The sequence below is a fragment of the Streptomyces sp. ISL-43 genome, assembly GCF_018614195.1.
Classification (GTDB): domain Bacteria; phylum Actinomycetota; class Actinomycetes; order Streptomycetales; family Streptomycetaceae; genus Streptomyces.
Genome location: NZ_JAGGOT010000028.1, coordinates 131,775 through 155,943 on the forward strand (window position 1 = coordinate 131,775; position 24,169 = coordinate 155,943).

Below are 24,169 nucleotides of genomic sequence, written 5' to 3' on the forward strand. Positions count from 1 at the left end.
TGCGCGAGCCGGTCCCCGTTCTCCGGGGCCCGGCTCGCCGTACCGCAGCGCGATCAGCGCGGCTCCACCCGCATGGGCAGGGGCCCGGTGGAAAGGCTCATGTGCGGTCTCGGCGTGACGCGCGTACCCGGCAGGGGGCGCAGCCGCCACCGGGAGGCGATGGCCGCCAGCGCCAGGGTGGCCTCGGTGATCCCGAAGACGTCGCCGATGCACTTGCGGCTGCCCGCGCCGAACGGCACGTAGGCGCCGCGAGCCACGTCCTTGGCCCGGTCGGGGAGCCAGCGGTCCGGATCGAAGTGCTCCGGGCGGGCGAACAGCTCGGGGATCCGGTGCAGTACGTACGGGCTGATGATGATGTCGTCGCCCGGCTGGAGCCGGGCGCCACCCAGCTCGGTGGCCGTGGTCGTGGTGCGGGTGTAGAGCCAGGCGGGCGGGTACAGCCGCAGCGTCTCGGTGAAGACCCGCTGCGTGTAGCGCAGGTCGGGCAGGTCCTTGTACTCGGGGGACCGGTCCCCCAGCACCTCGTCCACCTCCGCGTGCAGCCGCGCCTCGGCTTCCGGGTTCTGCGCGAGCAGGTGGAACGCCCAGGTCAGGGCGGAGGCCGTGGTTTCGATACCGGCGAGCAGCAGCGTCATGACCTGGTCGTGGATCTCCTGGTCGGAGAGCTTCTCGCCGCTCTCCGGGTCCTCGGCCGCGAGCAGGGCCGACACCAGGTCGCCGCGGTCCCGGTCCGCCGTGCGGTAGTCCTCGACGATCCCGTCGATCAGCCGGTGCATCTGCTCCAGCGCCCGCTTGAACTCCCGGTTGGCCGGGGTCGGCAGCTTCGCCAGCAGGCCCGTCGGATCCACCGCGTTGCGGTAGGCCCCGCGGACGATGACCGGCAGGCAGTGCTGGATGACGGCGACCGCGTGCGGGGCGATGTCGAGGGCGAACAGGGCCCGCGCGGTGATCCGGGCGGTCAGTGCCTGGGTCACCTCGTTGACGTCGACGACCTGCCCGGCCTGCCACGTGCCGGCCTGCGCCTGCACCTCCTCGTGCATCACGTGCGCGTACGTGGCGATCCGGGCCGGGTGGAAGGCCGGCTGCACCAGCCGGCGCTGGCGCTTGTGGTCGGTCCGGTCGGAGGTGATCAGGCCGTTGCCCAGGATCGGCCGGGCCTTCTCCTTCATGGGCCCGCCCGTGTCGAAGACGCGGGCGTTCAGCAGCACCTGCTGGACGAGCTCGGGGTGGCAGGGCAGGAAGGTCCGCTTGCCGCCGATCCGCAGTTCGACCAGGTCTCCGTGGCGCGGCAGCGAGGACAGGAACCGGACGGGGTCCCTGCCCATGGACAGCGCGTTGCCGAGCAGCGGGAGCATGCCCGGCGCCCGGGCGACCCGCCACTCGCGGGTCGCCGTCTTGTCCCGCAGCGTTTTCATCCGTCCGTGTCCTTCGTCTTGCGGTGGCGCGGTTCGCACCTCATGGGCAGGGGCCCGGGCTCCAGCGTGGCCTTGGGCTGTGGCCGCAGTTGCGTACCGGGTACGGGGCGCAGCCGCCAGCCGCCAGCGATCGTGCTGACGATGAGCGTGGTCTCGGCCAGGGCCAGGACGTCTCCGATGCACTTGTGGGCGCCGTGCCCGAAGGGCACCAGCGCGCCCCTGGGGACTTCCGCGAGGCGGGGCGGGAGCCAGCGCTCGGGGTCGAAGCGCTCCGGGTCGGGGAACAGCTCCGCGTTGTGGTGCAGCGCGTAGGAGCTGTACATGATCATCGTTCCCTCGGCGATCCGGTGGCCGCCGATCTCCACGTCCTCGGCGGCCACCCGCATCGACAGCCACGACGGCGGGTACAGCCGCAGGGCCTCGGTGATGACTCCCTTGGTGTACGGGAGGTCCTGCAGGTCGTCGAAGACGGCAGGCCGGCCGTCGAGGACCCGGTCGATCTCCTCCTGCATCCGCCGCTCCGCCTCGGGATGGCGGCCCAGCAGGTGGAAGACGAAGGCGAGGGTGGAGGCGGTCGTCTCGCTGCCCGCGACGAGGAAGGTCACCACCTGGTCGAGGATCTGGGCCTCGCTCAGGCGTTCCCCGGTCTGGGGGTGCTCCACGTTCAGCAGGATGGAGAGCAGGTCCTCGTCACCGCCCTCGTGGCCCCTCCGCGCCTTGATCATCTCGTCGACGATCTCCCGGAGCCTGCGGTTGGACTCGTCGTAGCGGCGGTTGCCGGGCGTGGGGAGTTTCTCCATGACGCCGACGGGCGCGACGGTCCGCTTGTAGATGCCCTGGGACACGGTGCGCAGGCACTCGCGGGCCTCGTCCGTGGTGCTGTCGTCCAGCCCGGCGGAGAACAGGGTCCGCGCGGCGACGCGCATCAGCAGGACGTGCATCGCGTCGGAGACGTCCAGTACCTGGCCGGGCTGCCAGGAGCCGATGGTCCGGGCGGTGTCCGCTGCCACCGAGTTGGTGTAGGCGGCGAGCTTGGCCGGCTGGAACGCGGGCTGGATCAGCCGGCGCTGGCGCCGGTGCTCCTCGCCCCGGGAGACCGAGAGGCTGTTGCCGAGCAGCTGCCTCGCCTTGTCGAACACGCCTCCCTTGTCGAACTTGCGGGGGCTGAGCAGGACGTGCCGGACGAGGTCGGGATGGCACGCGAGGTAGGCGCGCTTGGGGCCCAGCCGCAGTTCCACCAGATCCCCGTGGGCGGGCAGCGACGCCAGGAAGCCGAGCGGGTTCTTCCAGAGCGCGAGGGTGTGCCCGAGCAGGGGGACGGCGCCGGGCGCCTTGGCCACGGTCCAGCCGCGCGTGTCCGGCGCGGACACAGGGGGGGCCGAGGCGAGCATCTGGTCGCCTTTCACTGGATCCGCGAGTTGACGTCGTTGACGGCGGCCTTGTAGCGCTTGTTGCTGGTCGTCCAGATGAAGTTGCCGTAGATGAGGTCCAGCATCACGTCGCGGGAGATCGGGTCGAACTCCTTGATGCACCGGACGTCCTCTTCGATGTCCGCGAGCCGGGCGTCGAAGAACTCCTTGAACTCTCGCTCGTCGGAGACGTCGCAGAGCCGGAAGCAGTTGGTGACCTGCCCGAGGGCGATTTCCCTGTCGTACGAATAGAAGTCGTTGACGATCGCCAGTCCGCGCGTGGTCATCCGGGCCGCGAGGCCGCTCTTGGCGTGCTCGGAGAAATCCGCGTGGCGGTAGATCTGGTAGGACATCTTCATCCAGAAGTCCACGCCGACGTCGGTCACGCGGAATCGGAAGTACTGCTCCGGGGACGTCTCGCAGAGCACCTTCTTGATTTCCGAGTCCCGGAACATGTTGTCGCTCACCACGAAGGCGCGGGCCGCCTCGTACGCGAACCAGACCTCGTCCGCCTCGTAGTAGTGCTCGCAGATCTTCCGGATCTCCGGCAGGAAGGCGTCGAAGTCGTGGAGGGCCGGGTCCATGTCGTCCCACACGAAGGTCACGCAGTTGAGGATGCAGACCGCCTTGAAGGCTTCCATGTCCTTCACGTGGCGGGCGCTCTGGGACCAGCGGACCACGTCCATGTACGAGATCCAGCGCTCGTCCGAGATGTTCTTCCCGAGCGGCGCCACGGCGCGGTTGCACGCGTCGATGACCTCCCGCAGCTCCGCCTCGTCGAGCACGCACATGGTGGGCTCGTGGGGGAAGTCGCGGGTGAAGAGGTCGCGGAAGCGCTCGGTGCTCTCCGCCCAGTAACGCATCATGCTGGTGGTCGTCATGAGTTCCTCGCAGTGGCCGTACCAGCGATGTCCGTCAGGTCGCGGATCGCCTCCTGGGTGAACGGAGATCCTTCGAGGGCGCCGACCGCCCGCGCGCGGCGCTCCTCGATCATCCGCTCCACGCCCTCGCGGGCACCGGTCGCGGCGAAGAGCGCGCGCACTTCCTCCGCGTCCGTCTCGTCGAGCAGCGGGTTGCCTATCAGCGCCCGCAGCCGGGTCTCCTGCCCGGGGTCCGCGGCGCCCAGCGCGAGGGCGACGAGCGTCGTGCGCTTGGCTTCGCGCAGGTCGTCGAGCCGGGACTTGCCGGTCAGCCGCGGGTCGCCGTACACGCCGAGGAGGTCGTCGCGCAGCTGGAACGCCTCGCCGAGCGGGAGGGCGTAGCGCGTGAAGGCCTCCATGGCCTCCTCGTCCGCGCCGGCCAGGGCCGCGCCGATGTGCAGGGGACGCTCGATGGTGTACTTCGCCGTCTTGAAGCGGTTCACCACCAGCGTCGCGTCGACGTCGTCGCTCAGTTCACCGGTGGCCCGCAGGTCGAGGTACTGGCCCAGCATCACCTCGGTGCGCATCTCGGCGACGACCCGCAGTACGGGCAGCAGCCGGTCCTCGGCCGCCGCGCCCTTGAACAGCAGCTCGTCGGACCAGATCAGGGCCAGGTCGCCGACGAGGATCGCCGCGTTCTCCCCGAGCCGGTCGCGCCGGCCCGGTTCCCGGTCGCCGTGGCGGGAGGCCAGGGACTGGTGGATGGTGGGGCGCCCTCTGCGGGTGTCGCTCTGGTCCATCACGTCATCGTGGATCAGCGTGAAGGCGTGGAACATTTCCAGAGAGGCCGCGACGCGGAACAGCGATTCCGTGCCGGCACCGCCTCCGACAGCCTGCCAGCCGATCGCGCAGAGCAGCGGGCGCAGCCGCTTGCCTTCGGAGGTGAAGTCCCGGAGCAGCTCCGCCAGGCTGCGCAGTTCCGGTCTGTCGTTGGCGATGCCCTTGGCGGTGAGGAAGTCCTCCAGGACTGCGCCCACCGCCTTGCGGACCGTATCCGCGCTCATGGGCGTGTCGATGGCTATCGGAACAGTGATGGGACTGCCCCCTCTCGTGTCTTGGCAATCGAGTGCCAATGAGCAGCGTGAGGGAAAGCGCTAAAGCGCCGACGAAGTCATGACGCGGAGAACGGAAAACACGCGTGCCCCGCTGGAAACCAGCGGGGCACGCGTATGTCTGTGGCGACTTGGGGAAATCAGTGGTGGCCGTGGCCGCTCTGGATCTCCTTGTACTCCTCCACGGTGGGCTTCTGAATCTGGTTGCCCTCCGCGTAGAACCCCTTGCTCAGCTTGGCCTTGAGCTTCTCCAGCGGCTTCACCTTGCGCTCGACGCCGTTCTCGTCGACCGTCGGGCCGATCTCGATCGGCTCGTACTGGTCGTGCGCGGTGAGCTGGTGCAGCTTGCCCTGCGAGAGCGGCTCGTGGACCTCGACGAACTCACCGTGCGGCAGACGCTTGATGACGCCGGTCTCGCGACCGTGCAGCACCTTGTCGTGGTCCCGGCGCTGCAGGCCGAGGCAGATCCGCTTGGTGACGATGAAGGCCAGCACCGGGACGACGAAGAAGCCGATCCGGACGAACCACGTGATCGAGTTGATCGACATGTGGAAGTACTGGGCGAACATGTCGTTGCCACCGCCGATGAGGAGCACGATGTACTCCGCGATCCAGGCGACACCGAAGGCCGTACGGGTCGGGACGTTGCGCGGGCGGTCCAGGATGTGGTGCTCGCGCTTGTCCCCGGTGACCCAGGACTCGATGAACGGCCAGACGGCGATCGAGCCGAGCACCAGCGGGAAGAGCATCAGCGGGATCAACACGCCCAGGACGAGCGTGTGGCCCCACAGGTTGACCTCCCAGCCCGGCATGGCACGGACCAGGCCTTCGGGCATACCCATGTACCAGTCGGGCTGCGCACCGGTGGACACGTGGTCCGGGCGGTACGGGCCGATGGCCCAGATCGGGTTGATCGACGCGATCGCCGAGATGGCCGCGATGAGGCCGAAGTTCAGGAAGAAGAAGCCTCCGGCCTTGGCCGCGTAGACCGGCAGCAGCGGCAGGCCGACGACGTTCTTCTCGGTCTTGCCCGGACCCGCGAACTGGGTGTGCTTGTGGTACACGACGAGGATCAGGTGGGCCACGATCAGGCCCATCATGATGCCCGGCAGCAGGAGGATGTGGACCGAGTAGAACCGGGCCACGAAGTCGCCGCCCGGGAACTCCCCGCCGAACAGGAAGAACGACAGGTACGTGCCGACGACCGGCACGGACAGGACCGCGCCCTGCATGAAGCGGACACCGGTGCCCGAGAGCAGGTCGTCCGGCAGCGAGTAACCGGTGAAACCGGTGAACATGCCGAGGACCAGCAGCAGGAAGCCGAAGATCCAGTTGATCTCGCGCGGCTTGCGGAACGCGCCGGTGAAGAAGACGCGCATCATGTGCACGATCATCGCCGCGACGAAGATCAGCGCCGCCCAGTGGTGGATCTGCCGGATGAGCAGACCGCCGCGGCGTTCGAAGCTGATGTCGAGCGTCGAAGCGAAGGCCTCGGACATCATTACGCCCTGCATGGGGACGTACGAGCCGTGGTACACGACCTCGTTCATGCTCGGGTGGAAGAACAGCGTCAGGTACACACCCGTGAGGATGATGATGACGAAGCTGAACAGGCAGATCTCACCGAGCATGAAGGACCAGTGGTCCGGGAAGATCTTGCGCAGGCCGGCCTTGCCGAGGCTGTGAATGCCCATGCGGCCGTCGATCCAGTCGGTGACACGCTCACCGGCCGGAGCCTTGCGTTCATTGGTTTCTGTGGCAGTGCTCATCCGCGCTCCCAGAATGCAGGACCGACGGGCTCTTCGAAGTCGCCGAGCGCCTCGAGGAAACCTTCGTCATTGACGCCGATCCGCAGCTGCGGGAGCGCGTGACCAGCCGGGCCGAAGATGACTCGGGCGCCGTCGGAAAGGTCGAAGGTGGACTGGTGGCACGGGCAGAGCACGTGGTGCGTCTGCTGCTCGTACAGGCTGATCGGGCAGCCGACGTGGGTGCAGATCTTGGAGTAGGCCACGATTCCCTGGTGGGACCACTCCAGTTCCTGCTTGTCCTTGATGTCTTCCGGCTGGATGCGGACGATCATCAGGGCGGCCTTGGCGATCTCCTTCTGGAAATCGTGCTGGTCCTCCTCCAGGCCTTCCGGCATGGCGAAGGTCAGCGAACCGACGGGCACGTCCTCGGGACGCAGCGGCTCCATCGTGTTCTGGTTGATGAGCAGCTTGCCCTTGGCCCAGATCGTCTTGCGGAGCTTGTCCTCGGGCAGCGGGCCCAGGTCGCGCAGGATCACGACGGCGGAGAGCGGCAGCAGGGCCAGCGCACCGAGCAGCGTGTTGCGGATCAGCGGCCGGCGGCCGATGGACGACTCGCGGGCGCCGTCCTTGAAGTTCTGCTTGGCCTTGGCCCGGGCTTCGGGCGTCGCCGCGATGTTGTGGCGCTCTTCGGCGATCTCCACGTCGGACATCAGGGTGCGGGCCCAGTGGACCGCTCCCGCGCCGATGCAGAAGAGCGCCGTGCCCAGGGTCATGCCCAGGGCGAAGTTGAGCCCGCTCACCTTCCCGATGGGGAAGATGTAGACGATCTTGTCGACCGGGATGGACACGAACGAGGCGATGAAGCCGATCGTGGCCAGCATCGACAAGGTGAACAGCATGGCCACCGTGCGCTCGGAGCGCTTCGCGGCCTGCTCGTCGATGTCCTGGATGCGCGGCTTGTGAACCGGCAGACCCGGGTCTGCGAACGGGTCGTCCGCCACTGCCACGCCACCGTGGTGCGCGTCGCCCTGCTCGCTCGGCAGGTGCTTCTCTTCGGGAATGTCTTGGCTACTCATGACTTCTTGGCCTTAGCGGTGTGGGCCGCGACCCAGACGGCGACAGCGATCAGCGCACCCAGAGCGAAGATCCAGCCGAACAGGCCCTCGGAGACGGGGCCGAGGCCACCGAGCTTGAGGCCACCGGGGCTGGTCGACTTCTCGCCGTTGACGTTCTGGAGGTACGCGATGATGTCCTTCTTCTGCTTCTCCGGCATGGTGCTGTCCGGGAAGGAGGGCATGTTCTGCGGGCCGGTGAGCATGGCCTCGTAGATGTGCTTCGGCTCGACGCCCTCGAGGTTCGGGGCGTACTTGCCGTTCGTCAGTGCGCCGCCCTCGCCGGTGAAGTTGTGGCACTGCGCGCAGTTGTTGCGGAACAGCTCACCACCCTTGGCGATGTCGGCGCCCGCCGGGTCGTACTGCTTCTCGGTCGGCGTGGTCGGGCCGGCGCCGAGGGACGCGATGTACGCGGCCAGCTGGTCGGTCTGCGCCTGGCTGTAGATCACGGGCTTCTTCGGCACCTGGGCGCCGGGCTGCTGGGCGGGCATGCGGCCCGTGCTCACCTGGAAGTCGACGGCTGCGGAGCCGACGCCCACCAGGCTCGGGCCGTCAGAGGAACCCTGACCGCCGGTTCCGTGGCAGCTTGCGCAGCCGACGGCGTAGAGCTTCTTGCCCTCCTCGATGGCGAGGGACTGGGCGGTTTCGTCGGCCTGCGCATTGCCCGCGGGCGCGAAGGCGGCGTACAGCCCCCCAGTGACCGCCAGCGCGAAGAGTAGAACGACGACCGCCGCCAGCGGATGGCGTCGTCGTGCGGAGAGCTTTTTCACGGATTACCCCGGGTGTCAGGATCTTCTGCGTCGGTGTTTCTGGATGGAGTGCCGGGACGGGCCCGGCGACGTGTTCGCTACTTGATCAGGTAGATCGTCGCGAAGAGGCCGATCCAGACGACATCGACGAAGTGCCAGTAGTAGGACACGACGATGGCCGACGTGGCCTGTTCGTGGGTGAACCTCTTGGCCGCGTACGTCCGGCCGAGGACCAGCAGGAAGGCGATGAGACCGCCCGTCACGTGCAGCCCGTGGAAACCGGTGGTCAGGTAGAACACCGATCCGTACGGGCCGGACGAGAGGCTCAGGCCCTCGTGCTTGACCAGCTCGGTGTACTCGAACACCTGGCCGCCAATGAAGATCGCACCCATGACGAACGTGATGATGAACCACGTCCTGAGCTTCTTCACGTCACCGCGCTCGGCGGCGAATACGCCGAGCTGGCAGGTGAGCGAAGACAGCACCAGGATCGTCGTGTTCGTCGCCGAGAAGGGAAGGTTCAGGAAGTCAGCCTGTTCCTTCCAGTACTCGGCGCCTGTCACGGATCGCAGGGTGAAGTACATCGCGAAGAGGGCCGCGAAGAACATCAGCTCGGAACTCAACCAGATGATGGTTCCGACGCTGACGAGGTTCGGCCGGTTGACCGTCGGGTGCGCGTGCCCGGTATCTACTGTCGTTGCTGTCGCCACGACCGACATTATGTCGGTCCCTTATCCCGCCCTCACCCCGGGGGGTGCCGTTCGGAGTGTCAGGGCCGTGTGCAAGGCCCGAACGGCCCATCAGATGGGCCCGCGCGCGTCTCCGGGAGATCGGCGGGCGAGGCTGTGCGAACCGATGTTGACACCGGCCCGGACGGAGTAGCATCCCGCGCAACATCAGCGTTTTTCACGGGACACGTGGAGGAACGAAATGCGGGCGACTGCGCGGGTTCTGGTCTACAGCGACGACGCGGGCACCCGGGAGCAGGTGCGGCTGGCGGCCGGGCGCAGGCCGGCCTCGGACCTGCCGCCGGTGGAGTTCCTGGAGTGCGCGACGCTCCCCGCCGTCCTCAAGGAGCTGGACGCGGGCGGCATCGACGTGTGCGTGCTGGACGGCGAGGCGGTTCCGGCCGGGGGCATGGGGGTGTGCCGGCAGATCAAGGACGAGATCTTCCGGTGTCCGCCGGTCCTGCTCCTGATGGGCCGTCCGCAGGACGCCTGGCTGGCCACGTGGAGCCGCGCGGACGCCGCCGTCACCCTTCCGGTGGATCCGGTGGACTTCGCGGAGGCCCTGGCGGGTCTCCTGCGTACGCGGCTCTCTCCGGCCGCGTAACGGCCTGGGGCCGCCTGTGGGGCCCGTAGGGGCCGTACGGGCGCATTCCGGGGCACGGGAGCCCCTGCGGACTCCCACGCCCCGGTGGCGGCCCCTGGGGGCGCTCCAGCCCCGGTGGTTACACCTGCGGGCGCAGCCGGGCGTGGTCGATCGGGCTGCGGCCCTCCTGGGTGCCCTTGAGGAGGGCGCTGCCCTGGCGCCAGTCCTTCCAGTCGATGTTCCAGTCGCCGTAGCCGTTGCCGAAGTTGTCCATGTCGTCGCCGATGCTGTTGATCACCTTGACGATGTCGCCCTCGGTGATGTTCTCGTAGAACCAGGCGGCGTTGCCCGTGCTCATGCCGGTGCAGCCGTGGCTGACGTTCTCGTAGCCCTGGGAGCCGACGGACCACGGCGCGGCGTGCACGTATTCACCACTCCAGGTGACGCGAGTCGCGTAGTAGACGGGCAGGTTGTAGTACTCGCTGCCGCCGATGCCGACGGTGTCGCCGCGCATCTGGACGTAGTACTGCTTGCCGAGCACCACCTTGACGCCGTTGCGGGTGGAGAAGCCCGGCTTTCCGGTGGTCACCGGAATGGTGTTGATCACTTCTCCGTTGCGCGTGAACGTGAGGTAGTGCGAGGAGGCGTCCGTGGTGACCTCGACGCGGTCGCCGATCTCCAGCTTCAGCGGCTTGGCCGCGGCCCCGTAGAGGTCATCGGTAATCTTGATGCCCTCCAGATTGCTCCGGACGGACACGCTGGTGTTGGCCGGCCAGTAGTCCTTGGGCCGGTAGTGGAGCGTCTTGTCGTCCACCCAGTACCAGGCGCCCACGACGTCGGGCGGGGTGTCGACGACCAGGCCCCGTTCGATGACGGCACGGGCGGCCTTGTCCTTCACGGGCTCGTTGAGTTCGGCCGTGAGGGGCTGTCCGACACCGTACTTGCCCTCCTCCGGCCCGAATTCGACCTTGAGGACGGTCTTGGCGGGGGTGGTGTCGAACGACATCGTGCGCTGCCCGGGGGCGCCCCGTTCGTCCTCGGTGTTCACGGTGACCGTGTACCGGACTCCGGCGGCCATCGGGACGGTGCTGTGCCAGCGGTCGCCCGCGGCGGAGAGCTCGCCCGCGAGGCGTCGGCCGTGGGTGTCCGTGGCGGTCACGTCGGTGATCCGGCCGTCGCCGCTCTTGGCGGTGACTTCCAGGGGCCGGTCGGGATCGACGGGGCGGCCGCCCGAGGACTGGTTGAAGGCGACTTGATCGCCCGCGTCGTGAGGGCGGGCTGACAGCGGGTTGTCATCGGACCCGCATGCGGTGGCGCCGGCCCCGAGGGACGCGACCAGCAGGGAGCAGCCGATGACCGTCCAAAGACGCGGTGAGTGCTTCATGGAGCCAACGCTATGAAGGTATGACAATTACGGCGCGCGGGGTGACTGCAAACGAGGGGCCCGGACTCCTCCGTTAGAGGTGTCCGGGCCCCAAGTGTCAGGCTGCGGCCGCCACCGGAAGCGGCGGCGCGGGTGCGGCTACTGGTTCTGGTTCTCGCCGCGGTAGTACTCGTACACCCAGCCCCACAGGCCGAGCAGGATGACCGGGGCCGAGAAGTACATGAGCCACCATCCGAAGATGACGCCCATGAAGGCGAGCGCGCCACCGATGGCCAGCGAGAGCGGCTGCCAGCTGTGCGGGGAGAAGAACCCCAGCTCGCCCGCCTCGTCGGCGACGTCGGCCTCCAGGTTGTCCTGGGCCATCTCGTCCACGCGCTTGGCCGTGAAGGCCAGGTAGTAGCCGATCATGACGGTCAGGCCGAAGGTAAGGAACAGCGCGGTGGTGCCTACGGGCTCCTTCGACCACACGCCGTACACGACGGCCATGATCAGGACGAAGAAGGAGAGCCAGAGGAACATCTTGCCCTGGATCTTCACTTGCCGGCCTCCTTGCCGCCGGTGACTGCCTGGGTGCCGGCGCCGTGGTCCGCGAGGTGGTCGAGGGCCGCGATCTCCGGGTGGTGCAGGTCGAACGCCGGGGATTCGGAACGGATCCGCGGCAGGGTGAGGAAGTTGTGCCGCGGCGGCGGGCAGGAGGTCGCCCACTCCAGCGAACGGCCGTAACCCCACGGGTCGTCGACCTCGACCTTCTTGCCGTACTTCGCCGTCTTCCAGACGTTGTACATGAAGGGCAGCATCGACAGGCCGAGCAGGAACGAGCTGATCGTGGAGATCGTGTTCAGCACGGTGAAGCCGTCGGCCGCGAGGTAGTCCGCGTAACGACGCGGCATGCCCTCGACACCCAGCCAGTGCTGCACCAGGAAGGTGCCGTGGAAGCCGGTGAACAGCGTCCAGAAGGTGATCTTGCCGAGGCGCTCGTCCAGCATCTTGCCCGTCATCTTCGGCCACCAGAAGTGGAAGCCGGCGAACATCGCGAAGACCACGGTGCCGAACACGACGTAGTGGAAGTGCGCGACGACGAAGTACGAGTCGGAGACGTGGAAGTCCATCGGGGGCGAGGCCAGGATGACGCCGGTCAGACCACCGAAGGTGAAGGTGACCAGGAAGCCGATCGTCCAGAGCATCGGTGTCTCGAAGGACAGCGAGCCCTTCCACATGGTGCCGATCCAGTTGAAGAACTTCACACCGGTCGGTACCGCGATCAGGAAGGTCATGAAGGAGAAGAACGGCAGCAGCACACCGCCGGTGACGTACATGTGGTGGGCCCACACCGTCACCGAGAGACCGGCGATCGAGATCGTCGCGGCGATCAGACCGATGTAACCGAACATCGGCTTGCGCGAGAAGACCGGGATGACCTCGGAAACGATTCCGAAGAACGGTAGCGCGATGATGTACACCTCTGGGTGTCCGAAGAACCAGAAGAGGTGTTGCCACAGCAATGCGCCGCCGTTGGCCGCGTCGAACACATGCGCACCGAACTTCCGGTCGGCCTCCAGCGCGAAGAGCGCGGCGGCCAGCACCGGGAAGGCGAGCAGGACCAGGACACCGGTCAGCAGCACGTTCCAGGTGAAGATCGGCATGCGGAACATCGTCATGCCGGGAGCGCGCATGCAGATGATCGTGGTGATGAAGTTGACCGAGCCGAGGATCGTACCGAAGCCCGAGAAGGCCAGACCCATGATCCACATGTCGGCGCCGATGCCCGGCGAACGGACGGCGTCCGACAGCGGGGAGTAGGCGAACCAGCCGAAGTCGGCGGCACCCGAGGGGGTGACGAAGCCGGCCACCGCGATGGTCGAGCCGAAGAGGTACAGCCAGTACGCGAACATGTTCAGCCGCGGGAACGCCACGTCGGGCGCGCCGATCTGCAGCGGCATGATCCAGTTCGCGAAGCCCGCGAAGAGCGGGGTGGCGAACATCAGCAGCATGATCGTGCCATGCATGGTGAACGCCTGGTTGAACTGCTCGTTCGACATGATCTGCGTACCCGGACGGGCCAGCTCGGCGCGCATGAAGAGCGCCATGATCCCGCCGATGATGAAGAACACGAACGACGTGATCAGGTACATCGTGCCGATGGTCTTGTGGTCGGTAGTGGTCAACCACTTCACGACGACATTGCCCGGCTGCTTGCGCCGCACCGGCAGCTCGTTCTCATACGAGTCGGCGGCGGCACCCTGAGATTCGTTGAGGATGCTCACAGTTTGTTCGTCTCCGCATTCCGGGCCGGGTCGGTCTGCTTGATGCCGGCCGGGAGGTAGCCGGTCTGCCCCTTCTCCGCCAGCTCCTTCAGGTGCGCCTGGTACGCCTCCGGGGAGACCACCTTGACGTTGAAGAGCATCCGGGAGTGGTCGACACCGCAGAGCTCGGCGCACTTGCCCATGAAGACGCCTTCTTCGGTCGGGGTGACCTCGAAGACGTTGGTGTGGCCCGGGATGACGTCCTGCTTGAACAGGAAGGGGACCACCCAGAACGAGTGGATGACGTCGTTCGACGACAGGATGAAGCGGACCTTCTCGCCCACGGGCAGCCAGAGGGTCGGACCCGGGTTGTTGGTCTCCGGGTTCCGGTCGCTGGGGACGCCCTTGGTGTAGACGCCTTCGGCGCCCTTGGGGAAGTCCTTGGTGAAGCGGTCCGGGATGGAGGCGAGTTCCTTGGGAACCTCGCCCGCCTTCGGGGTCGCCGCGTCGCCGTCGACGTTCTCGATGTAGTTGAAGCCCCAGCTCCACTGGTAGCCGACCACGTTGATCGTGTGCGTCGGCTTGGCGGAGAGGGAGAGCAGCTTCGACTCGTCACGCGCGGTGAAGTAGAAGAGCACCGAGACGATGATGAGCGGGACCACGGTGTACAGCGCCTCGATGGGCATGTTGTACCGGGTCTGCGCGGGGACCTCGATCTTCGTCCGGCTGCGCCGGTGGAAGATGACGCTCCACATGATCAGGCCCCACACCAGGATGCCCGTGATGAGCGCGGCCGCCCAGGAGCCCTGCCACAGGGAGAGGATGCGCGGCGCCTCCTCGGTGACCGGAGTGGGCATTCCGAGGCGGGGGAAGCTTTTCCAGTTATACGAGCAACCAGTGGCGGTCGCCAGAACCGCGCCCGCAGTCAGCGCCTGCAGCAGCTTCCGCCGCATCGGGCGCCGCGGCGAGCGGTCGGAGCCGTAGGGACTCACGTAGCGCCTTCCCGAGAGTCTCGGCCCGCGCGGCCGGCCGCGGCCGTATTCAGGTCGGTCGCCGGCCCTGACGCAGGCAGGGGTTTGGATGTTTATGCGGACCAAACCCTACTGGACGCTATTTGGGGTCGCGCGGGGAGGGTGCCCAACGCGCCGCTACTGACCCCGAAGGGATGGATCCGCCGTACGGGGGACGGCCCAACCCGCCCCGAATGGCGGCCTCCCGACGACATCTGACGCCCCCTGACCTCGGCCGGGCGCCGCGTCCGCGCGCCCGCCGGTTAGCGTGACCGGATGCCGTACTTCGACACCGCGTCCGCCGCCCCGCTGCACCCCGTGGCCCGGCAGGCGCTCCAGGCCTCCCTTGACGAGGGCTGGGCCGACCCGGCCCGGCTGTACCGCGAAGGGCGGCGGGCCAGGCTGCTGCTGGACGCGGCGCGGGAGGCGGCGGCGGAGTCGGTGGGATGCCGCCCGGACGAGCTCTCGTTCACTCCTTCGGGGACGCACGCGGTTCACTCGGGCGTGGCGGGTGTGCTCGCGGGACGCCGGCGCGTCGGCGGACATCTGGTCGTATCGGCGGTCGAACACAGTTCTGTACTGCACGCGGCGGAGGTTCACGCGGCGGGCGGCGGGACGGTCGAGGAGGTCCCGGTGGACCGCTTCGGCCTCGTCTCGGCATCCGCCTACGGGCAACTCGTGGGCCCGTCCACGGCGCTGGCCTGCCTCCAGTCGGCCAACCACGAAGTGGGCACGGTCCAGCCGGTGGCGGAGGTCGCCGAGGTCTGCGGCTCCGCCGGGGTCCCGCTGCTGGTGGACGCGGCGCAGTCGCTGGGCTGGGGGCCGGTTCCCGGGAACTGGTCCGTCCTGTGCGCGAGCGCCCACAAATGGGGCGGCCCGCCCGGGGTGGGTCTGCTGGCGGTCCGCAAGGGGGTCCGCTTCGCCGCCCAAGGCCCCCTCGACGAACGGGAGTCGGGCCGCTCCCCCGGTTTCGTCAACCTGCCGGCGGTCGTCGCGGCGGCGGCCTCGCTGCGGGCGGTGCGCGCCGAGGCGGACGCGGAGGCGGCCCGCCTGCGGATCCTGGTGGACCGGCTGCGCCGGCGGGTGGCCCGCCTGGTGCCGGACGTGGAGGTGGTGGGACACCCGGACCTCCGCCTCCCCCACCTGGTCACCTTCTCGTGCCTGTACGTCGACGGCGAGACGCTGCTCCACGAGTTGGACCGGGCGGGCTACTCCGTCTCCTCCGGCTCCTCGTGCACCAGCTCGACGCTGACCCCCTCCCATGTCCTGCGGGCCATGGGGGCGCTGTCGGAGGGGAACGTACGGGTGTCCCTGCCGGCGGGCACGACGGCGGCCGAGGTCAACGGCTTCCTGGAGGTCCTGCCGGGCCTGGTGGCCGGGGTCCGGGAACGGCTCGGCGCCGTGGAGGCCGAGCCCGCCGCCCCCGACGCCGAATCGCTGGAACTGGACACGCTCGGGCTGCGGTGCCCGCAGCCCGTGATCGAGCTGGCGCGGGCGATCGGGCGGGTGCCGGTGGGGGGCACGGTGACGGTCCTGTCGGACGACGAGGTCGCCCGGCTGGACATTCCGGCGTGGTGCTCGATGCGGGGCCAGGTCTACGTGGGCGAGGCCCCGCGCGGGCAGGGCGTCGCCTACACGGTCCGCCGGGCGGTATGACCCCGCCGGGGCTCCGCCCCCGCCGCCGGGGGCGGAGCCCCGGCGGCTGGCCGTCGGCTACGCGGCGAAGTGCGCCTGGACCTCCGCCGCGGCGGAGTCCCCGTAGGCCTTCGTGAAGCGCTCCATGAAGTGCGCCCGGGCCAGGGTGTACTCCTGCGTGCCCAGGGTCTCGATGACGAGCGTCGCCAGCATGCAGCCGACCTGCGCCGCACGCTCCAGGCCGACGCCCCAGCCCAGGCCCGTCAGGAAGCCCGCGCGGAAGGCGTCGCCGACGCCCGTCGGGTCGACCTTCGCCGTCTCCTCGGGGCAGCCGACGACGATCGGGTCGTGGCCGACCCGCTCGATCCGGACGCCGTTCGAACCCAGCGTGGTGACCCGGGTGCCGACCTTCGCCAGGATCTCCGCGTCCGTCCAGCCGGACTTCGACTCGATGAGGCCCTTCTCGTACTCGTTGGAGAAGAGGTACGTCGCACCCTCCATCAGGGTGCGGATGTTCTCGCCGTCCATCCGGGCGATCTGCTGCGAGAAGTCCGCCGCGAAGGGGATCCCGCGCGTGCGGCACTCCTCCGTGTGGCGCAGCATCGCCTCGGGGTCGTCCGCGCCGATCAGGACGAGGTCCAGGCCGCCGACCCGGTCCGCGACCGCCTTCAGCTCGATCAGGCGGGCCTCGCTCATCGCGCCCGTGTAGAAGGAGCCGATCTGGTTGTGGTCGGAGTCCGTGGTGCAGACGAAGCGCGCGGTGTGCAGCACCTCGGAGATGCGCACGGACTGGGTGTCGACGCCGTGCCGGTCCAGCCAGGCGCGGTACTCGTCGAAGTCGTAGCCGGCCGCGCCGACGAGGATCGGGCGGGTACCGAGCTGCCCCATGCCGAAGCAGATGTTCGGGCCGACGCCGCCCCGCCGTACGTCGAGGTTGTCGACGAGGAAGGAGAGGGAGACCGTGTGCAGCTGGTCCGCGACCAGCTGGTCGGCGAAGCGGCCGGGGAAGGTCATGAGGTGGTCGGTGGCGATGGAGCCGGTGACTGCGATGCGCACGGCGTGGATGCTCCTGCGGAGGACGGCGAGGGGACATTCAAAACTACCCGGTCGACGGCGTGTGGCCGACCGGCAGAAACTACCCCGTAGTAGGCCTTTCTTCGCCCGCCGTGCCGTGCTTACCGTGCCCCATGACCTACACCGATGGCTTCGGGTACGCCGATCCCGCCGACGCGCGCCCCGGTTTCGCCCGGCTGCTGGGCGACTGCGCCCGTATGGCCCCGCACTGGCCGGTCCCCGCCGACCCCCGTCCGGACCGGGTGGCGCCCTCGCAGATCCACGGCATCCGCGTCCCGGCGGCTTCGGCCCGCCTGATCGCCTCCACCGCGGCCTACGGCGACTAGGCCTTCTCGGCCCTGAAGGGACCGGAGCCCGGGGCTCCGGGGGAACCGGATCCGCGCCTGCCGCGTCACACCCGCATCACCCACGGCGGGACGGGCAAAGGAGCGAAGCGGTGACCAGCGAACAACCCGGCACATCCGACACAACCGATACCTCACGCGCCACACCACGGCGGCCGGCCTGGATCGTCGGCTCGATCGCCGCAGCCGTCCTGCTCACCGGCGGCGGCACGGCGTACTGGGCGTCGACCGCGCACGGGGAAGGCGGTACGGGGGACAGCGCGGCCTCCGCGCCCCGCGTCGCGCCCGCTCCGACCGGGCCCGGCATCGCGCCCGGCGAGCCCGACCCCTCCGGCGGCGGGGTCACGTACACGGCTGACGTCCCGCTGCCCGACGGTCCGGCGACCGCGCCCGCCTTCGCCGCGCGCGGCGAGGTGACCTCCGCCGAGGTGGCCCGGCTCGCCGCGGCCCTCGGCCTCTCCGGCGCGCCCCGGCTCACCGGTGAGCTCTGGCAGGTCGGGGAGAGCGCGGACGGCTCCGGGCCCCTGCTCACGGTGAACCGCAAGGCTCCCGGAACGTGGAACTTCTCCCGCTTCCAGGTGGGCGGCACCGGGGACGACTGCCAACGCGGCAAGGACACCTGCGGACCTGCCACGCTCCCCGGGAACGGCGCGGCCGACGCCTCCGGCACGGCGGCGGGCAAGCCGGTCTCCGAGGAGGCCGCCAAGGCCGCCGTGGCGCCCGTACTGGCGGCGGTCGGCCAGGGCTCGGCCAAGCTCGACGCCCGGCTCCTCCAGGGCTCGGTGCGCGTAGTGAGCGCCGACCCCGTGATCGGCGGACTGCCCACGCAGGGCTGGTCCACCCGGATCGGCGTCGGGGCGGACTCCGCGGTGGTGTCGGGCAGCGGCGAGCTGACGGCTCCCGTACGGGCCGCCGAGCAGCCGGTGATCGGCGCCGTCGACGCGCTGGCCCGGCTGAACGACAAGGCGAGGGGGTCCGACGGCACCGGGCCCGGCCCGAGCGGCTGCGCCACCAGCGTCCCGCTGACTCCGGACCCGCCGGACGGCGCCACGGACACGCTGCCGTGCAACCCGGAGCCCCGGCCGATGAAGCCGCCGCGGACCGAGTCGGTACGGGGCGCCGCGCTCGGGCTGGTCCCGGGCACGGTCGACGGGGCCCGGGGCCTGGTCCCGGCCTGGCTGTTCGAGGTGGCGGGCAAGGGCGACGGCCCGGGCCGCACGGTGGCCCAGCCGGCGGCCCCGGCCGAGGATCCCCCGGCGCCGGCCTCCCCGCCCGCGAAGGGGCTCACCGTGCCCGGATTCTCGTACTCCGAGGCCGACCGGACGCTGACCGTGAACTTCTGGGGCGGGGTGTGCAGCACGTACGCCCTGGAGGTCCGGGAGCAGCCGGAGTCGGTGATGACGAAGATCACGGACACCCCGAACAAGCCGGGTCAGGCCTGCATCATGATCGCGCAGGAGATGACGGTGACGGCCAAGCTCCAGCAGCCGCTCGGCGACCGGAAGGTGATCGACGCGACGACGGGCAAGCCGCTCGCCCGACAGTAGGAGCCCTTCCGCACGAGGAGGGGCCCGCACACGAGAGGGGCCCGCCACCGGATGTCCGGCGGCGGGCCCCTCTCGCGGTCCTGCAGGCTTAGCTGAAGGAGTCGCCGCAGGCGCAGGAGCCCGTGGCGTTCGGGTTGTCGATGGTGAAGCCCTGCTTCTCGATGGTGTCGACGAAGTCGATCGAGGCACCGTGCAGGTACGGGGAGCTCATCCGGTCGGTGACGACCTTGACGCCGTCGAAGTCCTTCACGACGTCGCCGTCGAGGGAGCGCTCGTCGAAGAAGAGCTGGTAGCGCAGGCCCGAGCAGCCACCGGGCTGGACGGCTACGCGCAGGGCCAGGTCTTCACGGCCTTCCTGCTCCAGCAGGGTCCTGACCTTCTCGGCGGCGGCGTCGGACAGGAGGATGCCGTCGCTCACGGTGGTCTTTTCGTCCTGTACGGACATCTGCATTCACTCCCGAAGTGGGCGGCTCCCCGCGCGGGTGCGGGGAAACGTCGGACTCTTGCCGTCGGTGGCAACGAGCGGGACCGCGGATTCATTCCGGGGCCCGACGCTTGTCTCAGATATTCCATGCTCGCACACCGCCGTGCGGAGGTGACCCCTATCGCGGACGGGCCGCCCCTACCCGGCGCGGGCGAATTCGTCACATCGACACTATCGGCATCGTCAAAGTGACGTGAAGCGGTTATGATAGATAGCGTCAAATAGACGAGAAGTCGAAGCAATGTCTTCAGAAGTCCCTTGTCGCAGAACAGAAAGGGTGCGTGTCGTGACCACCGCCCAGCCTTTGGACGTCCAGCCGACGCCCCTTGCCTTGCTGCTGCTCGGCCGCGAGGCCGACCCCAAGAGCGAGCGCGGGGTGGAGTGCCCCGGCGACCTGCCCTCGCCGTCCGACCCGAACCTGGTGGAGCGCGCCCGCGCCGCCAAGGAGAAGCTCGGGGACAAGGTCTTCATCCTCGGCCACCACTACCAGCGTGACGAGGTCATCGAGTTCGCCGACGTCACCGGCGACTCCTTCAAGCTCGCCAAGGACGCGGCCGCCAAGCCGGAGGCCGAGTACATCGTCTTCTGCGGCGTCCACTTCATGGCCGAGTCCGCGGACATCCTCACCTCGGACGACCAGAAGGTCGTCCTGCCCGACCTCGCGGCGGGCTGCTCGATGGCCGACATGGCCACCGCCGAGCAGGTCGCGGAGTGCTGGGACGTGCTGACCGAGGCCGGCATAGCCGGCAGCACGGTCCCCGTCTCGTACATGAACTCCTCGGCCGACATCAAGGCCTTCACCGGCAAGCACGGCGGCACCATCTGTACGTCGTCCAACGCCAAGAAGGCCCTGGAGTGGGCGTTCGAGCAGGGCGAGAAGGTGCTCTTCCTCCCGGACCAGCACCTCGGCCGCAACACCGCCGTCCGCGACATGGGCATGTCCCTGGACGACTGCGTGCTCTACAACCCGCACAAGCCGAACGGCGGCCTGACCGCCGAGCAGCTGCGGAACGCAAAGATGATCCTGTGGCGCGGGCACTGCTCCGTGCACGGCCGCTTCTCGGTCGACTCGGTCAACGACGTGCGCGCCCGCATCCCCGGCGTCAACGTGCTGGTCCACCCCGAGTGCAAGCACGAGGTCGTGGCGGCCGCGGACTACGTCGGCTCCACCGAGTACATCATCAAGGCGCTGGAGGCGGCCCCTTCCGGCTCCAAGTGGGCCATCGGCACCGAGCTGAACCTCGTACGCCGCCTGGCGAACCGTTTCGCCGCGGAGGACAAGGAAGTCGTCTTCCTCGACAAGACGGTCTGCTTCTGCTCGACCATGAACCGCATCGACCTCCCCCACCTGGTGTGGACCCTGGAGTCCCTGGCCGAGGGCAACCTCGTCAACCAGATCCAGGTCGACAAGGAGACCGAGAGCTTCGCGAAGCTCGCCCTGGAGCGGATGCTCGCGCTTCCGTAGCCCTCCTCCCCCGTGACGCCCGAAGGGCCGCCCCTCCTGGGTGGCCCTTCGGCGTGTGCGGGTGGCGCGTCAGACCTTGACCGGGCTCTCGTCCTCCGAGGAGGCGGACGGCGAGGGGACCACGGTCAGGCGGGCCGTCTTCTTCGCGCGGCGGCGCTCCTTGCGGAGCTCCAGCATCGTGTAGAGCGTCGGCACCAGGAGCAACGTCAGCAGCGTGGAGCTGATCAGGCCGCCGATGACGACCACCGCGAGCGGCTGCGAGATGAAGCCGCCCTCACCCGTGACGCCCAGCGCCATCGGGAGCAGCGCGAAGATCGTCGCCAGTGCCGTCATCAGGATGGGGCGCAGGCGGTGGCGGCCGCCCTCGACGACCGCCTCGACCACGCCGTAGCCCTGGGCCCGGTACTGGTTGATCAGGTCGATCAGGACGATCGCGTTGGTCACCACGATGCCGATGAGCATCAGCATGCCGATCAGCGCCGGGACGCCGAGCGGGGTGCCGGTGACCAGGAGCAGGCCGAGCGCGCCGGTCGCCGCGAACGGGATGGAGACCAGCAGGATCAGCGGCTGGACCAGCGAACGGAACGTCGCCACCAGCAGCATGAAGACGATCGCGATGGCCGCGAGCATGGCCAGGCCCAGCGAGCCGAAGGCCTCGCTCTGGTCCTGCCCGACGCCGCCGATGCGGGCCGTGGCGCCCGCGGGCAGGTCCAGGGCCTTGATCTTCGACTGCAGGGTGGCGCTGACGGCGCCGGTGTTGTCGCCGATCGGCTTCGCGGTGACGGTGGCGGCGCGGGCGCCGTCGATCCGGGTCATCGCGACCGGGCCGGGGACCTCCTTGACGTCGGCGATGTCGCCGAGCTTGACGGGGCCGACGGGCAGCGCCTGCAGCTGGGCCAGGGTGGCGGCCGGCTGCGCGGACTTGATGACGATGTCCCGCTCGGTGTTGTCCAGTACGGCCTTGCCCGCCGGGTTGCCCCGTACGGCCTGGCCGACGATGGCGCCGAGCGCGGCCTGGTTCAGGCCGAACTCCGCCGCCTTGGGGGTCGCGGTGACCGAGATCCGGGGCACGGACTGGGACAGGTCGCTCTGGACGTCGGTGACGTCCTCGAGCTTGGCCACCTCGGCGCGGACCTGCTCGGCGGCCTTGGCGAGGACGGCCCCGTCACCGGCCTTGACGACGACACTGAGGTTCTGGCTGCCGAAGCCGTCGCCCGCAGCGATGGTGGTGTCGCCGATGCCGTCGAGCCCCTTCAGGGCGGTCTCGATGTGCTTCTTCACGGCGTCGGCGTCGTCCGAGCTCTCCAGCGTGACCGCGTACGAGGCCTGGTTGGAGCCGGTACCGCCGCCGAAGGCGGCCAGGAAGCCGGAGGAGCCGACGGTGACCTGGTAGTCCTTGACGCCGTCGGTCTCGGACAGGACCTTCTCGACCTTGCGGCTCGCCTCGTCGGCGGCTGCCAGCGAGGTGCCGGGGGGCAGCTGCTGCTTGACGGACAGGACTTCCTGCTCGCCCTGGTCGAAGAAGTTCGTCTTGAGCAGCGGGGTCATGCCGAGTGTCGCGACGAGCACCACGACGGCGACGGCCAGGGTGGCGAGCCGGCGGCGGGTGACCAGTGCCAGGGCCCGTACGTAGAACCGCTGCAGCTTGCTGCGCGACTCCTTCTCCTCGGCCTCGCGGCGCGCCCGCTCGACGCTCTCGGCGTCCCCCGCGCTCACGCCCTCGGGCGCGCGCAGGAACCAGTACGAGAGGACCGGCACGACGGTCAAGGAGACGATCAGCGAGGCCAGCAGGGACGCGGCGACGGTGATCGAGAACGGGCCGAAGAACTCGCCGACCATGCCTCCGACGAAGGCGATCGGCAGGAAGACGGCGACGGTGGTGAGCGTGGAGGAGGTGACCGCGCCGGCCACTTCCCTGACCGCGGTGATGATCGCGCTCTCGCGCTCCTCGCCGTAGCCGAGGTGGCGCTTGATGTTCTCCAGGACCACGATCGAGTCGTCGACGACCCGCCCGATGGCGATGGTGAGCGCGCCGAGCGTCAGCATGTTGAGGGACAGGTCGCGGGTCCACAGCACGATCAGCGCGAGGACGACGGACAGCGGGATGGAGACCGCGGTGACCAGCGTCGAGCGCAGCGAGCCGAGGAAGACCAGGATCACGATGACCGCGAAGAGCAGGCCGAGCAGGCCCTCGGTGGTCAGGCCCGAGATGGACTTGGCGACGGCCGGGCCCTGGTCGCTGACCACGGTGAGGTCGGCGCCGGAGCCGAGGGTGGAGCGGAGCTCGGGCAGCTTGTCCTTGACCGCGTCCGAGATGGCGACGGCGCTGCCGTCCTTGTCCATCGTGAGGACCAGGGCGAGGCTGGGCTTGCCGTTGGTGCGGGTGATGGAGTCGGCCTTGGCGGGCTCCTGCTTCACGCTCGCCACGTCACCGAGGCGGACGGCCGGCTTGCCCGGACCGGCGGTGAGGCGCAGCTCCTCCAGCTGGGCGAGCGAGGTGTAGCCCGAACCGACGCGCACGGTGCGGTTCTTGCCCGCCTCGTCGAAGGAACCGGCGGGGACGGTGGCGCCGCCCGCCTGGAGGCCCTGGGCCAGGGCCGCGCCGTCGAGGCCGGCGGCGGCGAGCCTGGTTTCGTCCGGGGTGACGGTGACCTGGAGGTCCTGGACGCCGTTGACGCTGACCTGGCCGACGCCCGCGATGTCCTCCAGGACGGGGACGACGGACTTGTTCAGCTGGTCGGCGAGAGCCTGCTGGTCCTTGTCGGAGGTGACGGCGAGGACCACGGTCGGCATGTCGTCGGTGGATCCGGCGATCACCTGCGGGTCGACCTCGGAAGGCAGCCGGACGCGGGCCCGGTTGACGGCCTGCTGCACGTCGGCGACGAGCTGCTTGGTGCCGGTGTCCCCGTAGTCGAAGGTCGCCATGATGACGGCGTTGCCCTCGCTGGCGGTGGAGGTGATGCCGGTGATGCCGTCGACGCCCTTGAGCATGGCTTCGATCGGTTCGACGACCTGCTTCTCCACCACGTCGGGCGAGGCGCCCTGGTACGGCGCGAGCACGGACACCATCGGCAGATCCATGGAGGGCAGCAGCTGCTGCTTGAGCTGCGGGATGGCTATGGCACCGAAGAGGAGCGCGACGATCGACACGAGGCCGATCAGCGCCCTTTGGGCCAGGCTGAAGCGGGACAGCCGGAACATGGGTATGGGGATCTCTCTGCAGTGACGTGGGTGACGTCTACGTAGTCATGCCGTCGGGCACACGCG

At 69.1% G+C, this 24,169-nt stretch carries 20 protein-coding genes; 5 read left to right on the forward strand and 15 right to left on the reverse strand.

Annotated features, from left to right (window positions below; translation table 11 throughout):
- Nucleotides 1–53: 53 nt before the first annotated feature.
- From J7F03_RS15815 to J7F03_RS15850, 8 genes are all read right to left on the reverse strand, one after another.
- Nucleotides 54–1,415 carry a cytochrome P450 gene (locus J7F03_RS15815; protein WP_214949920.1) on the reverse strand — a complete coding sequence of 454 codons (1,362 nt, stop codon included), beginning with the start codon at nucleotides 1,413–1,415 and terminating at the stop codon, nucleotides 54–56.
- A complete protein-coding gene (locus J7F03_RS15820; protein ID WP_214949921.1) occupies nucleotides 1,412–2,806 on the reverse strand; it encodes a cytochrome P450 in 1,395 nt (464 codons plus the stop codon). The genes J7F03_RS15815 and J7F03_RS15820 overlap by 4 nt, the downstream gene beginning before the upstream one ends.
- 11 nt (nucleotides 2,807–2,817) lie before the next feature.
- Nucleotides 2,818–3,705 carry a hypothetical protein gene (locus tag J7F03_RS15825; RefSeq protein WP_214949922.1) on the reverse strand — a complete coding sequence of 296 codons (888 nt, stop codon included), beginning with the start codon at nucleotides 3,703–3,705 and terminating at the stop codon, nucleotides 2,818–2,820.
- On the reverse strand, nucleotides 3,702–4,748 hold the full coding sequence (locus J7F03_RS15830) for a polyprenyl synthetase family protein (RefSeq protein ID WP_214949923.1): 1,047 nt from the start codon (nucleotides 4,746–4,748) through the stop codon (nucleotides 3,702–3,704). Before J7F03_RS15830 ends, J7F03_RS15825 begins: the two co-directional genes overlap by 4 nt.
- 188 nt (nucleotides 4,749–4,936) lie before the next feature.
- Nucleotides 4,937–6,565, reverse strand: coding sequence for a ubiquinol-cytochrome c reductase cytochrome b subunit (locus J7F03_RS15835; protein WP_214949924.1), 1,629 nt, complete (start codon nucleotides 6,563–6,565; stop codon nucleotides 4,937–4,939).
- Nucleotides 6,562–7,620: a ubiquinol-cytochrome c reductase iron-sulfur subunit gene (locus tag J7F03_RS15840; RefSeq protein ID WP_214949925.1), complete on the reverse strand. Its 1,059-nt coding sequence runs from the start codon at nucleotides 7,618–7,620 to the stop codon at nucleotides 6,562–6,564. Before J7F03_RS15840 ends, J7F03_RS15835 begins: the two co-directional genes overlap by 4 nt.
- Nucleotides 7,617–8,426 (reverse strand): c-type cytochrome, encoded by an 810-nt coding sequence (locus tag J7F03_RS15845; RefSeq protein ID WP_214949926.1) that lies wholly within the window; start codon nucleotides 8,424–8,426, stop codon nucleotides 7,617–7,619. The genes J7F03_RS15840 and J7F03_RS15845 overlap by 4 nt, the downstream gene beginning before the upstream one ends.
- 77 nt (nucleotides 8,427–8,503) lie before the next feature.
- A complete protein-coding gene (locus tag J7F03_RS15850) occupies nucleotides 8,504–9,124 on the reverse strand; it encodes a heme-copper oxidase subunit III (RefSeq protein WP_214949928.1) in 621 nt (206 codons plus the stop codon).
- 211 nt (nucleotides 9,125–9,335) lie between these two features.
- On the opposite strand from J7F03_RS15850, the gene J7F03_RS15855 reads away from it, so the two are divergent.
- Entirely contained in the window at nucleotides 9,336–9,737 is a 402-nt protein-coding gene (locus J7F03_RS15855) for a hypothetical protein (RefSeq protein ID WP_214949929.1), read from the forward strand.
- Nucleotides 9,738–9,855: 118 nt separating this feature from the next.
- Here the strand turns inward: J7F03_RS15855 and J7F03_RS15860 are convergent, their stop codons facing one another.
- From J7F03_RS15860 to coxB, 4 genes are all read right to left on the reverse strand, one after another.
- Entirely contained in the window at nucleotides 9,856–11,100 is a 1,245-nt protein-coding gene (locus tag J7F03_RS15860; protein WP_214949930.1) for an Ig-like domain-containing protein, read from the reverse strand.
- A 138-nt stretch (nucleotides 11,101–11,238) separates the two neighbouring features.
- Complete coding sequence (locus tag J7F03_RS15865; protein ID WP_214949931.1) at nucleotides 11,239–11,637, reverse strand: cytochrome c oxidase subunit 4; 399 nt, start codon at nucleotides 11,635–11,637, stop codon at nucleotides 11,239–11,241.
- Nucleotides 11,634–13,364 (reverse strand): cytochrome c oxidase subunit I, encoded by a 1,731-nt coding sequence (gene ctaD, locus J7F03_RS15870; RefSeq protein WP_214949932.1) that lies wholly within the window; start codon nucleotides 13,362–13,364, stop codon nucleotides 11,634–11,636. Before ctaD ends, J7F03_RS15865 begins: the two co-directional genes overlap by 4 nt.
- A complete protein-coding gene (gene coxB, locus J7F03_RS15875; protein WP_214949933.1) occupies nucleotides 13,361–14,335 on the reverse strand; it encodes a cytochrome c oxidase subunit II in 975 nt (324 codons plus the stop codon). Before coxB ends, ctaD begins: the two co-directional genes overlap by 4 nt.
- 294 nt (nucleotides 14,336–14,629) lie before the next feature.
- On the opposite strand from coxB, the gene J7F03_RS15880 reads away from it, so the two are divergent.
- A complete protein-coding gene (locus J7F03_RS15880) occupies nucleotides 14,630–16,009 on the forward strand; it encodes a cysteine desulfurase/sulfurtransferase TusA family protein (protein WP_214949934.1) in 1,380 nt (459 codons plus the stop codon).
- Between the two features lie 57 nt (nucleotides 16,010–16,066).
- On the opposite strand, the gene J7F03_RS15885 is transcribed toward J7F03_RS15880, so the two are convergent.
- Complete coding sequence (locus tag J7F03_RS15885) at nucleotides 16,067–17,044, reverse strand: carbohydrate kinase family protein (RefSeq protein WP_214949936.1); 978 nt, start codon at nucleotides 17,042–17,044, stop codon at nucleotides 16,067–16,069.
- 131 nt (nucleotides 17,045–17,175) lie between these two features.
- On the opposite strand from J7F03_RS15885, the gene J7F03_RS15890 reads away from it, so the two are divergent.
- Entirely contained in the window at nucleotides 17,176–17,388 is a 213-nt protein-coding gene (locus tag J7F03_RS15890) for a hypothetical protein (protein WP_214949938.1), read from the forward strand.
- A 110-nt stretch (nucleotides 17,389–17,498) separates the two neighbouring features.
- Nucleotides 17,499–18,953 carry a hypothetical protein gene (locus J7F03_RS15895; protein WP_214949939.1) on the forward strand — a complete coding sequence of 485 codons (1,455 nt, stop codon included), beginning with the start codon at nucleotides 17,499–17,501 and terminating at the stop codon, nucleotides 18,951–18,953.
- An 88-nt stretch (nucleotides 18,954–19,041) separates the two neighbouring features.
- Here J7F03_RS15895 and erpA read toward each other — a convergent pair whose 3' ends face one another.
- A complete protein-coding gene (erpA, locus tag J7F03_RS15900; RefSeq protein ID WP_214949940.1) occupies nucleotides 19,042–19,398 on the reverse strand; it encodes an iron-sulfur cluster insertion protein ErpA in 357 nt (118 codons plus the stop codon).
- A gap of 316 nt (nucleotides 19,399–19,714) precedes the next feature.
- Here erpA and nadA point away from each other — a divergent pair, with 316 nt between their 5' ends.
- Nucleotides 19,715–20,902 (forward strand): quinolinate synthase NadA, encoded by a 1,188-nt coding sequence (nadA, locus tag J7F03_RS15905; protein ID WP_214949941.1) that lies wholly within the window; start codon nucleotides 19,715–19,717, stop codon nucleotides 20,900–20,902.
- A 69-nt stretch (nucleotides 20,903–20,971) separates the two neighbouring features.
- Here nadA and J7F03_RS15910 read toward each other — a convergent pair whose 3' ends face one another.
- A complete protein-coding gene (locus tag J7F03_RS15910; RefSeq protein ID WP_214949942.1) occupies nucleotides 20,972–24,103 on the reverse strand; it encodes an efflux RND transporter permease subunit in 3,132 nt (1,043 codons plus the stop codon).
- Between the last annotated feature and the right edge of the window lie 66 nt (nucleotides 24,104–24,169).